This is a genomic window from Paenibacillus sp. FSL P4-0127, from assembly GCF_038007325.1.
GTDB lineage: Bacteria > Bacillota > Bacilli > Paenibacillales > Paenibacillaceae > Fontibacillus > Fontibacillus macerans.
Genome location: NZ_JBBOWY010000001.1, coordinates 579,530 through 593,315 on the forward strand (window position 1 = coordinate 579,530; position 13,786 = coordinate 593,315).

Annotated in this window: 13 protein-coding genes and 1 other RNA gene; 1 reads left to right on the forward strand and 13 read right to left on the reverse strand. The window is 52.3% G+C overall.

The window, feature by feature from the left end; genetic code table 11:
- Nucleotides 1–241 precede the first annotated feature (241 nt).
- The 6 genes from NYE74_RS02465 to ffs form a co-directional block, all read right to left on the reverse strand.
- A complete protein-coding gene (locus NYE74_RS02465; protein WP_036617990.1) occupies nt 242–505 on the reverse strand; it encodes a pro-sigmaK processing inhibitor BofA family protein in 264 nt (87 codons plus the stop codon).
- Nucleotides 506–541: 36 nt separating this feature from the next.
- Nucleotides 542–775, reverse strand: a complete 234-nt coding sequence (locus NYE74_RS02470) for a DUF2508 family protein (protein ID WP_051985801.1) — start codon at nt 773–775, stop codon at nt 542–544.
- A gap of 257 nt (nt 776–1,032) precedes the next feature.
- Nucleotides 1,033–1,632, reverse strand: coding sequence for a recombination mediator RecR (recR, locus tag NYE74_RS02475; RefSeq protein ID WP_036617992.1), 600 nt, complete (start codon nt 1,630–1,632; stop codon nt 1,033–1,035).
- A 27-nt stretch (nt 1,633–1,659) separates the two neighbouring features.
- The gene (locus tag NYE74_RS02480; protein WP_036617993.1) at nt 1,660–1,971 is read right to left on the reverse strand and encodes a YbaB/EbfC family nucleoid-associated protein; all 312 of its coding nucleotides are present in this window, start codon (nt 1,969–1,971) and stop codon (nt 1,660–1,662) included.
- A gap of 88 nt (nt 1,972–2,059) precedes the next feature.
- Nucleotides 2,060–3,817, reverse strand: a complete 1,758-nt coding sequence (gene dnaX / locus NYE74_RS02485) for a DNA polymerase III subunit gamma/tau (RefSeq protein ID WP_036617994.1) — start codon at nt 3,815–3,817, stop codon at nt 2,060–2,062.
- Between the two features lie 170 nt (nt 3,818–3,987).
- Nucleotides 3,988–4,255, reverse strand: an RNA gene (gene ffs, locus NYE74_RS02490) — signal recognition particle sRNA large type.
- Nucleotides 4,256–4,438: 183 nt separating this feature from the next.
- On the opposite strand from ffs, the gene NYE74_RS02495 reads away from it, so the two are divergent.
- The gene (locus NYE74_RS02495) at nt 4,439–5,695 is read left to right on the forward strand and encodes a stalk domain-containing protein (protein WP_036617996.1); all 1,257 of its coding nucleotides are present in this window, start codon (nt 4,439–4,441) and stop codon (nt 5,693–5,695) included.
- Between the two features lie 687 nt (nt 5,696–6,382).
- On the opposite strand, the gene NYE74_RS02500 is transcribed toward NYE74_RS02495, so the two are convergent.
- From NYE74_RS02500 to NYE74_RS02530, 7 genes are all read right to left on the reverse strand, one after another.
- Complete coding sequence (locus tag NYE74_RS02500; RefSeq protein ID WP_227872978.1) at nt 6,383–6,949, reverse strand: hypothetical protein; 567 nt, start codon at nt 6,947–6,949, stop codon at nt 6,383–6,385.
- Between the two features lie 354 nt (nt 6,950–7,303).
- Nucleotides 7,304–7,501, reverse strand: a complete 198-nt coding sequence (gene rpmE, locus NYE74_RS02505) for a 50S ribosomal protein L31 (RefSeq protein ID WP_036617998.1) — start codon at nt 7,499–7,501, stop codon at nt 7,304–7,306.
- A gap of 103 nt (nt 7,502–7,604) precedes the next feature.
- Nucleotides 7,605–8,879 (reverse strand): radical SAM protein, encoded by a 1,275-nt coding sequence (locus NYE74_RS02510; protein WP_036617999.1) that lies wholly within the window; start codon nt 8,877–8,879, stop codon nt 7,605–7,607.
- A gap of 69 nt (nt 8,880–8,948) precedes the next feature.
- Nucleotides 8,949–10,283 carry a transcription termination factor Rho gene (rho, locus tag NYE74_RS02515; RefSeq protein WP_036618001.1) on the reverse strand — a complete coding sequence of 445 codons (1,335 nt, stop codon included), beginning with the start codon at nt 10,281–10,283 and terminating at the stop codon, nt 8,949–8,951.
- Nucleotides 10,284–10,396: 113 nt separating this feature from the next.
- Nucleotides 10,397–11,650: a UDP-N-acetylglucosamine 1-carboxyvinyltransferase gene (locus NYE74_RS02520; RefSeq protein WP_036618003.1), complete on the reverse strand. Its 1,254-nt coding sequence runs from the start codon at nt 11,648–11,650 to the stop codon at nt 10,397–10,399.
- Between the two features lie 200 nt (nt 11,651–11,850).
- Nucleotides 11,851–12,705: a class II fructose-bisphosphate aldolase gene (locus NYE74_RS02525; protein ID WP_036618005.1), complete on the reverse strand. Its 855-nt coding sequence runs from the start codon at nt 12,703–12,705 to the stop codon at nt 11,851–11,853.
- Between the two features lie 556 nt (nt 12,706–13,261).
- Nucleotides 13,262–13,639, reverse strand: a complete 378-nt coding sequence (locus NYE74_RS02530) for a response regulator (RefSeq protein ID WP_036618007.1) — start codon at nt 13,637–13,639, stop codon at nt 13,262–13,264.
- Nucleotides 13,640–13,786 lie beyond the last annotated feature (147 nt).

A 13,786-nucleotide genomic window follows, 5' to 3' on the forward strand; every position in this document is an offset into this window, starting at 1 on the left:
GTTGTTCAGTTTTCAAAGATCAAACCATTCACGATGATATTCAATTCGGCATAACGCCATGCTCAATATCATCTTATTTTGTCGCTAATTTCATTTCAGCAGCGACCTTTTTAATATATCATACTCTTCATTCTTTAGTCAACACTTTTTTTAAAAGTTATTTGCTCAACAACCTTGTCCAGCCTGACCTCGTGAAGAAGCGATTAATAATGTACCATACAAAACAAAGCGGAGTCAACTGTTAGATCATGGTTAATTTCAATCCCACCAGCAATGCGACGCCCGGCAAACCTAGGACAAGTACAGTGCTTATGGTTACAGGGTTTAAGGGAATGTATACTTCCGTCAGCAAACCCGAAAAATTTATGACGTAAATGCCCAACGCCGCAAGAACCATGTGTAGCCCTAAACGCGTCAACCAGACAAAACCCGGTTTTCGCGAAAGCAAAACGTACAAAAGCAGCCCAGCCGAAGCTACAAGAACGCAGGTCAATACAAGCCTCATAACTCATCCCCCATTAGAATAAGAACCGATTATAGACTAATTCGTCCAAAACGATCCGTTCCGGAATACGTTCCAATCCACGTTTGCCTGTTTTGCCGTTCTTAGCTGAATTTGATATCTCCTCTCCGCCGCCTCAAGCGTGTAGATCGCCACGTCCACCTCATCCGTGCCGATCGCCTCCTGGAACGCGGTATAAGCCCGCTCCCATTCCTTATGCGCCTTGACCACTTCCATATAGATCTGCTGCTTGTTCTTCATCATCTCGTCCATCCGCAAAACAGCTTCGCGATCCGCATTCCAGATCCCCCACAGCTTCAAGTCCGATCGCCTCCTCAATCCGGTTTATTTCATGTCTATAGGCAAGCGGACAAACTTAGAACCTCGAACCGGCATAAAAAATGTCTGCCGGCACACTCTCCATGCAGCAGGAACGCGATTAGCGTTAGAGGAAATTCCGAAATAAAAAAAGAACTTTGCCCCCGAACGTAAATTCAGGGTACAAAGTCCTTTTGTTCATGATGCCGGCATCAATTTAATTCGCGTCTGCCTTCCAGCGCCTTGGACAACGTTACCTCATCCGCATATTCCAGGTCCCCGCCGACCGGCAAGCCGTGAGCGATTCGGGTTACACGGATATCAAACGGCTTAACGAGCCGCGAGATGTACATGGCGGTAGCCTCGCCCTCGATATTCGGGTTCGTCGCCAAAATCAGCTCTTTGACGCGCTCATCGCTTAAGCGGTTTAACAGCTCTTTTAGCCGGATATCGTCCGGACCCAGGCCTTCCATTGGCGAAATCGCTCCCTGCAGCACGTGGTAATAGCCATCGAACTCCTTTGTGCGTTCCATCGCCACCAGATCCTTCGATTCCTGCACCACGCAAATGACGGACGGATCGCGAGTCTTATCCTGGCAGATTCGGCAAGGATCGGTGTCCGTGATGTTGCAGCAAACAGAACAATAGTGAAGATTTCGCTTCACGCTCACCAAAGCTTTGGCGAAATCGATCACATCGTCTTCCTTCATGTGCAGAACATGGAAAGCAAGCCTTGCGGCCGTTTTGGGGCCGATTCCGGGCAAATGGGTAAAAGCGTCGATCAGCTTCGCGATCGGTTCGGGATAATACAATTTGGGCTTTCTCCTTCAGTTGAAAAATTAGAACAGGCCGGGAATCTTCATGCCGCCCGTAAACTTGCCCATATCCTGATTGGCAAGCTCCTCCGCTTTGTTCAGGGCATCGTTAACTGCGGTGAGCACGAGGTCTTGCAGCATTTCAACGTCATCCGGATCGACCGCTTCCGGTTTAATGGTCAGGGACAGCACTTTTTTATGTCCGTTCGCTTGGACCGTAACGACACCGCCGCCCGCGCTGCCTTCCACCGTTTTGCTGCCGAGTTCCTCTTGCGCCTTCAGCATTTGCTCCTGCATTTTTTTCACTTGTTTCATCATTTGATTCATATTGTTCACGCGATTCACATCTCCTTTAATTGGTCAGAATTTCGGGATTGCAACACTGTAAACATACCATAAAATACGATGCGCTTCTCCGGCAAAATCATTCCTTGATCACGACCAGATCATCGCCAAACAAATTCAGCGCTTCGTCTACCCACGGCTCCTTGCTGTTGCTGCTTCCGCCATCCTCGGGCGGGGGCTCCAGCTCGAACGCTTCCTTGGGCGGCTCCGCCGCTCCCTGAATCGCATCGTTCCAGTCCTTCAGCATCATCGTCACCAGGCGGCAAGAGCTGCCAAGCTGGCGCGCCATCACGTTTTCGATGAGCTGCTTATTAGCGGGTTTCTCCGTCGTTTCGCGGTGAATATCGTTCTTGAAAGCGACCAAAACAGAGTCTTCCAGCACGGAAACCGGTTCGCCGTTCATAAACCAGGCATGGATGGTGACTTTCTCCTCTTTAACGGCCTGCAGGATCTGATTCCATTTATTCTGAACCTCCATAAAAGCCGGACTATGCCGCTCGGCGATATACCGGTCCAAATTGGACGGGATCTTGGCTTTAGACGCGACCCGCGGAGCGGAACTTCGGGCAGCCGGACGGTTGCCCGCCGCCGCCCCGGATGCGCCGCCTCCTCCGGCTCCCGCCGGCAATCCTCCCTGCAGCGCTCGTTCCAGCTTGGCTTCAAGCTCGGAAAGCTGGCGTCTCAGCTGGCCGACCTCCGAAGCGTCCGCCGCGGAGCCGCGCGCGCCCGCCGAAGTCCCGCCGGCATCCTCCTTAGGAATCGTGCAGATTTTCAGGAGCGCCACCTCGAACAACGTTTGCGGTTGAACCGCATATTTCATTTCCGTTTGATAGTGATTTAACGTATCGATGATCTTAAACAGCTGCGATTTCGAAAAAGATTCCGCGATTTCCGCAAAATCCCGGGGATCCAGCACGCGCTCCGTCAACTTGTCCGCCTGCGGCACCATCTTCACCATCAGCAAATCGCGGAAATAGTAAAGGAGATTCTCCATGCATTTATCGGCGCTTTTGCCCTCCTGCATAAATCCGTCGATCATTTGCAGCATGCCGCCGACATCGCCGGCCAACAGCGTTTGAGCGAGTTCGGCAAACTGCCGGGAGGCGATTCCCCCGGTCATTTCCAGAACCTGCCGGTAGGAAACCTGTCCGCCGGAGAAGGACGCAATCTGGTCCAAAATGCTGAGCGCGTCGCGCATCCCCCCGTCGGACAATCGGGCGATATACTGGATAGCCTCATCTTCGGCGTTGATGCCTTCTTTTTCGCAGATCAGTTTCAAACGCTCGCTTTGCTCCTCTAAGGAAACCCTGCGAAAATCAAAGCGCTGGCAGCGGGAAATAACCGTAGCCGGCAGCCGATGGGGTTCGGTCGTCGCCAAAATGAACATGACGTGCGGCGGCGGCTCCTCCAACGTTTTGAGGAGCGCATTGAACGCTTCCGTGGTCAGCATGTGAACTTCATCGATAATATAAACCTTCTGCCGCACTTCCGTCGGGGCATATTTCACTTTCTCGCGCAGATCGCGAATTTCTTCGACCCCCCGGTTGGAAGCGGCGTCAATTTCAAGCACATCCATGACCGCTCCGGCGGTAATTCGCCGGCATGCATCGCATTCGTTGCACGGTTCTGCGGTCGGCCCTTTTTCGCAGTTCACGGCCTTGGCCAAAATTTTGGCGGCACTGGTTTTACCCGTCCCCCGCGGACCGCTGAACAGATAGGCGTGAGACAACCGCTGTTCGCGAATCGCATTTTGCAGCGTCCGGATAATATGCTGTTGCCCCACCATGTCTTGAAACGACTGCGGCCGCCAAGCGCGGTACAGCGCAACATGCTCCATATGCGGCACCTCTTTCCTTCCAGTAAGCGACGTTTGTCGTTTCCTTATTATACTATACTCCCGGGACGAGCAAAACTTCTAATCCGCAATCAACCGGGATCAACCATTTTTTACATAAAAAAACACCCCAACCCGCAGGCAAAAGGTGTCTTCGTTATGCGCTATGTAAACCGTGCACCTGTTATTGATCATTGCGATCCGAGCGGCACCTTTACGGCATAACTCGGGACAGGCAACCCTCCGGCACAAGAGTGGCGCTGCTTATGGCTGCTTCCTTCCGGACCTGACCAGGTTCACAGGTACTCTTTGCGGAGGACCCGTCCGTCAACGTCTGTCGTAAAGACCGGACCTCACATCGGCAAGACCTCTAACAGGACTTCAACCTCGCTACAGCGGATTGCGAGTTACAGGGCACCGCTACCTCCCCATCTAGCACGGTGAGAATAAGTATATCTCATGCCTGTATAAAATGCAACCAAGGGGAAGAACTTGGCGGCGCTGCCAAACCGCCCGCACGGACCGATACCGCCATCCGCCCATGCAACTTCTCTCCTATTCTGGTATAATTCTGATATATTAGTAGAATGGAAGAAAAGTTTTAGAAAACGAGAGGAGAAACGAATGAAACCGATCGGAAAACTTTTCCTTGCAGCTGCCATTTTGGCCGGAGGCATAACCGGGGCTGGACTTCCTCAGGCAAACGCAGCCGCAAAGGTGCAAATTATGCTGGACGGATACCCGCTGGCTTTTTCCGGCGAACCTATCATCGTTGATGGCACGACCATGGTTCCTTTTCGTTCAATATCCGAATCTCTAGGAATTCAAGTCACATGGAATCAGGCCGCCAAAACGATTACCGCCGTCAAAGGCACGGGTCCGGAAGGAATCCGCGTACAGCTGACGTTGGATAATAAAACAGCCAAGGTTAACGGTTCCTCCGTGACGCTGGCGGTAGCCCCCCGCTCCGTCGATGGCAATACGCTGATTCCGCTCAGCTTCTTTAGCCAGCAGTTTGGAGCGAATGTCGACTGGGATCAATCTACGCGAACGGTATCTATTACCTCGCCGCAGGAAAGGATGTACACGCTGGGTTTCTATGCGATATCGTCCTTTTCGGACGTTGCGGCGATTCCAAGCCTGGATGCCGTTGCGTTCGGCTGGAGCCGGATCGACGAGACCGGTAATTTCACCCTCTCCGGCAAGGACTTCAGAATGCCGGAAGCTGCCGGCGACACCACGCCGGACAGTTTGATCGCCGACGCTGCCGCCTCCCGCACTATACCGTACCTGATGGTTTACGCAGGCGATACCAAAGGGGAACTGACCAAAGTAGTCGAGGATCCGGAGATGCGCCGGCAGGCGATAACCGATATGGTCAGCACTGCGCAGGATAAAGCTTTTCAAGGCATCATACTCGACTTTGAGGGATTGGGGCTGACAACCGACAAAGCGGCCACCCGCAAAGCTTTTACCGCCTTCGTCAAACAGCTGTCAACGGAAACGAAGTCGGCCGGTTTAAAGCTCTCGCTGGCGCTTCATCCATTGAACTCGTCTTACCAAGGTTATGATTATAAAGAGCTAGGAAAAATCGCCGACGAACTCATTATTATGGCTTATGATTATCGCGCAGGGCAAACTACCGGCAACCCGGAACCGGCGGATAAAGTGGATGAAGCGATTCGGCTGGCACTGAAGGAAACGAGCAAGAGCAAGCTTCTCCTCGGGCTGAACCTCAACAGCGAAAATAAAAACTCCGTCAAAACCTTGACCGGTTTGGCCAAGCGCTATGACTTAAAAGGCATCGCCCTATGGCGGCTGGGGCTGATCAGCAGCGAGGAATGGACAAGCCTCAAACAAAGCGTTGAATTTAAGAAGTAAGCGGTGCAGCGTGTCTAACAAAACAAACGTCTTAAGTACAGGCTGTAGTGAAGGGGGGCCTCCCCCTGCTCTCCAGCCTGTTTTTGGTTTAGGACTGCGCTGCATGTCCGCAGCGGCAAGGCTATCGGCTGCAGTCGGCTGGGACCATGCCGTGCCAGGTTGAACACGTCGCGCTAAGTCGACCATGTTGTTCTGAGTTGTTAATATTGTCTAGAATTGTGTCAATGTTGTTTAGAGTTGCCAATGTTGTTTAGAGTTGCCCATCTTGTTCCGATGCCTACATGTTCCAATGTCCACACTGTTCCGGTGCACAACACCTTGTTCCGATATCCACACTGTTCCGAGCTATACACGCCGTGCCAAAATTCCGCTGTTACCATACATTATCTCCTTATTTCAAAATTGCGAGATGCAAAAGTGCAGGCCATTTCCGTCATTTTGATCAAATTTGTCTCCAGACCCCATTTCCAAATGCACTTTTGCACTTCATAGCTAAAAATAACTCGAATTCGGCCATTTCAACTGCACTTTTGCACTTGAGCCTGCAACCGAGGCCGAAGCTGGAGCTGGAGCAAATAAACCATCCCTTCGAATTATCCAGCCGCGTCACCGCTCATCACTCACTCATTCATTTATACTACTCTTCCCTCTACCACCTGCCTCGAACTAACGCCTACCATCTACCATCTACCACTCAAATGCATCCCAGTCTCTCCGTATGACCTCATACATCAATACCCGCCCTGACGACCCGCTTAGTTGCGGGATCAGCCAGCCCATTTGGCACAACTGCTGCAAATAGCGGACTGCCGTCCGATGACTAACACCCAGATGCTCCGCCACATCCTTTGGCCGTACCGACTTGCCTAACTGCGCGGCAAACAGCAGCGTAGATTTTAAGGCTATCTTTCCCAAACCAGCCAAACGAGTCGCCTCGTATCGGCTGAGCAGCATACGCAGCAGCGTGATGCACAATTCGGGATGCCGTTCTACGTCATCGTAAGCGAATGAGATCACTCGAAACCCTAACGCCTGCAGGAAAAGCTCCCGATTTAGTTCACGGCAATAACCGCCTCGGTCCATATCGCGAACATGCGGGCCGTAGCCTTTAATTTCGATGACCCACTTTACCGCTTCGGTCAGCCATGCAAAATCGGCAAAATAAGATCTGCCCCTCCAATCCATAATTTCATATTCCGGATGCAAGCCGTCCAGGTTCCTCCGCAGCGGCCACCACACATTACGCCAAAACATTCCTCACCATGCCCGTGCCCCCGTTCCAAGCGTGCTTTGCGTTCGCCGGAACGGAGTTTCATATGCGCTTTAAGCCACTCCTTATGTACAGCTTCAAACTCCACCACACAGCACCTCCACCTTATTAAGAATTATCAGCACCTCCTGGCGCATGTTGTAATCTTCCCGCCCTTCCCGCCGCCATAAACTAGCAAACCTCCGAAGTAATGCCGCACTAAGCTGCAGGTTTTCTTACTCCTCAAAAGCGGAAACTCCAACAAAAATACTTCACTAAATATAAAAAAACGCCCCCCGCCATCAGATGATGGAGAGAGACGTTCCTCGTCATAGTTTCTAAATTCCAGTTGTATGAACTTAGATGCCGTATTTCTTTTTGAATTTATCCACACGTCCGCCGGCATCCACGAATTTCTGCTTCCCTGTGAAGAATGGATGACAGTTGGAGCAAATTTCAACGCGCAGTTCTTGTTTAACGGAACCCGTTTCAAAGGTGTTGCCGCAAGCGCAAGTAACCGTAGTCACGTGATATTTGGGTTGAATAGCTTCTTTCATCACTTTCACCTCTTTCCGCCCTGAGCCTCAGATCGTGCCCAGAGTTATAATGACACATAAAAGCATTATAGCACGGCTAATACCGCCAGCGCAATTACCTGTTTTATCCATGCACCTTGGCTTTGACACGGGCCAGCTCGGCCGGAGGCACATGAGTATACGAGCCGATCACCACGTCAGGCAATTCTTCCTGAAAAATTTCAATCGCTTGTTTCATTCCAAGGATCTCGCTCTGCGCTTTCGGGATCAGCTCCAGATAGCTTTCCGGGTCGATGTTCAAGTTGCGGAGCTGAATCAGCTTCAGCTTGGTGCGGCGGGCGAATTCGATCATCGCCTCAACCTCTTCCTCCCGGTCGGTGACGCCGGGAAAAATCAAATAGTTGATCGAGGTGTATACTCCCTGCTCCGCCGCGTACTTTAGCGACTTCTCCACGTTGGCAAGCGTGTAGCCGCGCGGTTTGTAGTACGCGTTGTAATGGCCGTCCAGCGCGCTGATCGTGCTGACCCGCATCAAATCGAGCCCGGCGTCAACGATGCCGCGGATATGATCGGAGAGCCCCGCGTTCGTATTGATGTTGATGTAGCCCATATCGGTTTGCCGCCGCACCTCGCGGATCGCATCGATGATCAGCTTCGCTTGCGTGGAAGGCTCGCCTTCGCAGCCTTGGCCGAAACTGATAATCGATTCCGGCGTTTTCAAATGCTCCAGCATCACTTCGACCAGCTCTTCCACGCGCGGGCGAAAATTCATCCGCGTCTGCGGCGCCACAAATCCGCTGTCGTCCGGCTGCTCGGAAATACAGCCAAAACAGCCCGCATTGCAAGAGTAAGATACCGGAACGGCCCCTTCCCACCGGTTCAAAAACGTATTGGAAGCCGTCAGGCACTCATAGCCGAGCGCACAGTTCGACAAATGCTCGTACAGCCGATTCTCCGGATAACGCGTTTTAAAAGCCTTCACCTGATTTTTTAACTCAAGCGGATCGCAATTGAGCGGATTCCATTTCTCAGGATCGTCCGACTGCCGGGCCGTCACATAAAATTGCCCGTCCTTCCAGACCACCGCCGAGTAACCGAACAAGGGCAGCTTGTATTCTTTATCGGTTTTGATATAACCGGGAAGACATAGCCGCGTGTATCCTTGCGGCAGCAAAGCCCCCACGGCCTGCACATCGCCGGGGAGCGGTTTCATCTCGCCCGTGTCCGGATCCATCCCGATCGGCCGTGTGGAAGGCAGGCCCACCAGCGTAGCGCCCTCCGGCAGCGGGATCAACTCATCCTCCAAAATTTCCACGACCATATCCCCGCTCCGGGCAAGCCCGTACAGCGCCGGATGATCATAAACCTGTCCCTCAGCGTCGGCATAAACTAAATGCATGATGTTCTCCTCTTCACTAGGCAATATTAAACATTATACGCCCCAACCGTGCGCCGAACCGGCTTTCGCCTACGACGAACCCATCCGCGGCGAAGATGAAGCGGAACCGGTCCGTACCGGACGGCGTGCTCCCCCGTTTCCGCTTGCGGATGGCGAGCCGCCCGCCGTATCGAAGGAAGCCAGAAATTCCGCGTTTGTCTTCGAATCCCGCAGCTTCTTGAGGAATCCTTCCACAAAGTCGTAGGAATCGTTCATGTTTTTGCGGATCGACCAGATCGTATCGAGCTCTTCCTTGGTCAACAGTACTTCCTCGCGGCGCGTTCCCGAACGGCGGATGTCGATGGCCGGAAAAATACGGCGCTCCGCCAGCTTGCGGTCCAAATGCAGCTCCATGTTGCCGGTGCCTTTAAATTCCTCGTAAATGATATCGTCCATACGCGACCCCGTATCGACCAGCGCGGTCGCCAAAATCGTCAGACTGCCGCCCTCCTCCACATTCCGGGCCGAGCCGAAAAACCGCTTCGGACGATGGAAAGCCGCAGGATCAATCCCCCCGCTAAGCGTGCGGCCGGACGGCGGAACGACCAGATTGTACGCCCGGGCGAGCCGCGTGATGCTGTCCAGCAGAATCACGACGTCCTTCTTGTGCTCCACCAGCCGCAATGCGCGCTGCAGTACCAGCTCCGCCACCTTGATATGATTCTCCGGAAGCTCGTCGAACGTCGAAGCGATGACTTCGCCTTTTACCGAACGCTGCATATCCGTCACTTCTTCCGGACGTTCGTCGATCAGCAATACGAATAACTCGATATCGGGATTGTTGGTGGAAATGCTGTTGGCGATTTCTTTGAGCAGCAGCGTCTTCCCTGCTTTTGGCGGCGCCACGATCAAACCGCGTTGTCCGAGTCCGACCGGGGCAAGTAAATCCATGATGCGGGTGGATAAGTGGGTTGGGGAAGTTTCCAGCACGAGCTTCTTCTGCGGATAAAGCGGAGTAAGCGCCGGGAAATGCAGCCGTTCGGAGGCAGCGGCGGGATCCTCTCCGTTGACGGCGTTGACTTGAAGGAGTCCGAAATACCGTTCATTTTCTTTCGGAGCCCGGCACTTCCCGGAGACGAGGTCCCCCGTACGCAGATCGAACTTGCGGATTTGGGAAGCGGAAATATAAATGTCTTCCGTGCTGGGCAAATAATTGATCGGCCTTAGGAAACCGTACCCTTCCGGCAAAATCTCGAGCACGCCTTCCATAAACATCAGCCCGCTCTGTTCTGCCTGCGCCCTTAAAATTGCGAAAATCAATTCTTTCTTTTTCAACTGGCCGTAATAAGGAATCTGATACTGCTTCGCAAGCTTGTACAGCTCGGTCAGTTTCATCCCTTCCAAATCGGCGATTTGCAGATCCATAATAAAATAACCACCTATTCAATTTTTTTGGAATCTATGAAGTAAAAATAAAATAATAGACTTCTGACCCTATTATTCCCGTTCTTTGGGAACTTATGCAAGGGGCGAAAAAGTTATTCCGCCTCTCGCCAAACGTCCGCCCCCAAAGCCCGCAAATTAGGAACGAGATGGTCGTAGCCCCGGTCGATTAGTTCAACGCCGGATACTTCGGTAATCCCTTCCTCTACGGTTAAACCGGCCACTACGAGCGCCGCACCGGCGCGCAAATCGGCCGCTTTCACTTTAGCCGCATTCAGCTTGGAACCTTCGATAATCGCCGAACGGCCCTCCACCCGGATTTTCGCTCCCATACGCACCAGCTCCGGGACGTGCTTAAACCGGTTGCTGTAAACAAAGTCGCTCAGCACGCTTACGCCGTTGGCCTGAGTTAGCAGACTTGTCATCGGGGACTGAATATCGGTAGGAAAACCGGGGTAGACTAATGCCTTGACATCGACATGTCCGTAAGCGGATTGGCCGATAACGCGGATGCTCTCATCCAACTCTTCGACCTCAGCGCCCATTTCCAGCAGTTTGGCGGTCAACGCCTCAAGATGCTTGGGGATCACCCCGTCGATGAGGACGTCGCCGCGCGTGGCGGCCGCCGCGATCATATAGGTGCCCGCCTGGATTCGGTCGGGAATAATGGAATGACGGCAGCCTCTAAGCTCCGTGACGCCTTCGATCCGGATCGTTTCCGTTCCGGCGCCTTTAATAATCGCCCCCATGGAATTCAGCAGGGTGGCTACATCTATAATTTCAGGCTCTTTGGCCGCGTTTTCGATAATCGTTGCGCCTTTGGCTCGCGTAGCCGCCAGCATAATATTGATCGTTGCCCCGACGCTGCTGACATCCAAATAAATTTTGGCTCCGCGCAGCTCCTTGGCATGCAGATGAATCGATCCGTGCTCATTCGTCACGGTTGCGCCAAGCGCTTCAAATCCTTTGATATGTTGGTCGATCGGACGGGGCTCAAAATTGCAGCCGCCCGGCAAACCGATCGTCGCTTCTTTAAATCGTCCTAACAAGGCTCCCATCATATAGTAGGAAGCGCGCAGCTTCTTGACGGGTCCATTGGGCATCGGAATCGATCTGATGTCGGCGGGATCGATGCGCATCTGGTTGCCTTCCCACTGAACTCGGGCTCCGAGCTCTCCCAAAATTTCCGCGTACACGGCTACATCGCTCAGAACCGGCAGATTGTCGAGCACGACCTCCGATTCCGCCAAAATCGCAGCCGGAATCAACGCGATCGCACTGTTCTTGGCGCCGCTGATCGAGACGCTGCCGCGCAGCGGACGTCCGCCACGGATCATTAATTTCTCCATAAGTTCAAGGATCCCCCTACGTATTTGCATCGGCAAACGAACCTAAGCCACGTTATTTGCGGTGAAAATGGAAAGACACCGGCAAGCGGTGTACTTTCCAAGTCACCTTATTCAGCTGGACCAGCCAGTTCCCCGGGGCGGTCCGATGACACCGGACAACGCTCCCCGTACAGGAAGGTATGCAAGCCTACCAAAAGCCCTTAGGCTTTGTTGTTGGAACCAAACTCACGGATTTTTCCGATAACCGTAGCTTTGATGGCGTCGCGGCCCGGAACGATGTACTTACGCGGATCGTATACGTCCGGTTTTGCGGCAAGCACTTCGCGAACCGCCTTGGTGAACTCGATTTGATTTTCCGTATTTACGTTGATTTTGGAAGTGCCGAGCGAAATCGCTTTTTGGATGTCATGGGTAGGAATGCCTGTCCCGCCGTGCAATACGAGCGGCAGCTTGACCGCGTCGCGGATTTCTTCCATCTCTTTGAAGCCGAGGTTTGGTTCGCCATGGTAAGGGCCATGCACGGAGCCAAGTGCCGGAGCCAGCGTGTCGATTCCAGTTTCATTTACGATGCGGATGCATTCGTTGAGGTCGGCATATTGAATCCCGCCGGAAACATCGTCTTCCTGACCGCCGACGGTACCGACTTCCGCTTCTACGGAAACGCCTTTGGCATGAGCGTATTCAACGACTTTCTTCGTCATGGCGATGTTTTCGTCGATCGGATGGTGGGAGCCGTCGATCATAACGGAAGTAAATCCGGCGTCGATCGCTTCCTTACATTTATCAAAACTGGAACCATGATCAAGATGGATGGCTACAGGAACGGTAATTTTCATGTCATGCAGCAAGCCTTCCACCATTTTAACAACGGTGTAGAAGCCGCTCATATGGCGGGCTGCACCCTCGGATACGCCAAGGATTACCGGGGACTTCTCTTCTTCGGCGGCAGCGAGAATCGCTTGGGTCCATTCCAGGTTGTTGATGTTGTATTGACCCACTGCGTATTTGCCTTGAAGCGCTTTGTTCAACATGTCTGTCATCGATACTAATGGCATTGGTTTCAATCCTCCTAAGGATGTGGGATTTTATCTTATTTAGCCGACATTCACACACTTTTTTATTATACCACAACTTGTCAAAATTACTATTGGAGCTTTCCGGGTTGCGGGAGCAAGCACTTTCGCCGGGAGAAGCGGCAAGGCCCATGTATATAGGGGAACGGAAATCCGGCTATGAGAATCAGAATATACCAACTCTCACGAAATGCAAAAGTGCATTCGAAATGTGCCGAATTCGGATACTTAGAGCGATAAAATGCAAAAGTGTATTTGAAAATGGAGCCTGGGGGGAATTTTGATCAAATCGGCGAAAATGAAATGCATCTTTGCATTTGAACCGGCCATATTGAACTGTTTCGACAATAATCGCCTGCACTTTTGCATTTGGTCAGCCGTACCGCCACCAACCATATCCCGAGTCAACCGGTCCCTCGAGCGTTATCCGGCCTTGCACCACCCAAGCGGATGCCCTCCTGCATGAAAAAAAAAGAACCTCCCTTCGCGGACCCCAAGCGTAAATCGCCCAGAACTCCTCAAGGAGGTTCACTACCAACTAAATGACGGCGCCGCCTTTCAGCAGCATGTTCACCGCCACTCGCATTTCATCAATGTCAAAAGGCTTCGTAAAATGCATCAGGGCCCCGAGATCGGTCGCTTCCTTAATCATGTCCAGCTCGCCGTAAGCCGTCATCATAATGACTTTGATGTCCGGATTGACCTCTTTGATGTGCTTGAGGATTTCAATTCCATCCATTCCCGGGATTTTCATGTCGAGAAGCACCAAATCCGGCGAATCGCTGCGGACGATTTCCAAAGCCATTTTGCCGTTGGCCGCCTGAAACGTTTTATACCCTTCGCTGCTGAAGACTTCCATCAATAAAATGCGGATACCGTTCTGATCGTCGACAATTAACACTTTCTTCTCTTCCACGGAAAAACCCTCCCACCGAATCAACCCTGTAATCCTGGTAATACTAAATATTCGCCCTTAATTTGGAAATCCCTTCTCTACTGGAAAAAAGAGACTTAAAATTTCGCAGGCCGGATTTCAGACAGGTGCCTCGGGCCGGAGGGAAGA

What these genes read in the sequence shown, in the direction of transcription:
- NYE74_RS02465 (WP_036617990.1), bottom strand. Translation starts at nt 505, where the DNA reads ATGAGGCTTGTATTGACCTGCGTTCTTGTAGCTTCGGCTGGGCTGCTT.
- NYE74_RS02470 (WP_051985801.1), bottom strand. Translation starts at nt 775, where the DNA reads ATGGACGAGATGATGAAGAACAAGCAGCAGATCTATATGGAAGTGGTC.
- dnaX (WP_036617994.1), bottom strand. Translation starts at nt 3,817, where the DNA reads ATGGAGCATGTTGCGCTGTACCGCGCTTGGCGGCCGCAGTCGTTTCAA.
- NYE74_RS02495 (WP_036617996.1), top strand. Translation starts at nt 4,439, where the DNA reads ATGAAACCGATCGGAAAACTTTTCCTTGCAGCTGCCATTTTGGCCGGA.
- NYE74_RS02500 (WP_227872978.1), bottom strand. Translation starts at nt 6,949, where the DNA reads ATGTTTTGGCGTAATGTGTGGTGGCCGCTGCGGAGGAACCTGGACGGC.
- rpmE (WP_036617998.1), bottom strand. Translation starts at nt 7,501, where the DNA reads ATGAAAGAAGCTATTCAACCCAAATATCACGTGACTACGGTTACTTGC.
- NYE74_RS02510 (WP_036617999.1), bottom strand. Translation starts at nt 8,879, where the DNA reads ATGCATTTAGTTTATGCCGACGCTGAGGGACAGGTTTATGATCATCCG.
- rho (WP_036618001.1), bottom strand. Translation starts at nt 10,283, where the DNA reads ATGGATCTGCAAATCGCCGATTTGGAAGGGATGAAACTGACCGAGCTG.
- NYE74_RS02520 (WP_036618003.1), bottom strand. Translation starts at nt 11,650, where the DNA reads ATGGAGAAATTAATGATCCGTGGCGGACGTCCGCTGCGCGGCAGCGTC.
- NYE74_RS02525 (WP_036618005.1), bottom strand. Translation starts at nt 12,705, where the DNA reads ATGCCATTAGTATCGATGACAGACATGTTGAACAAAGCGCTTCAAGGC.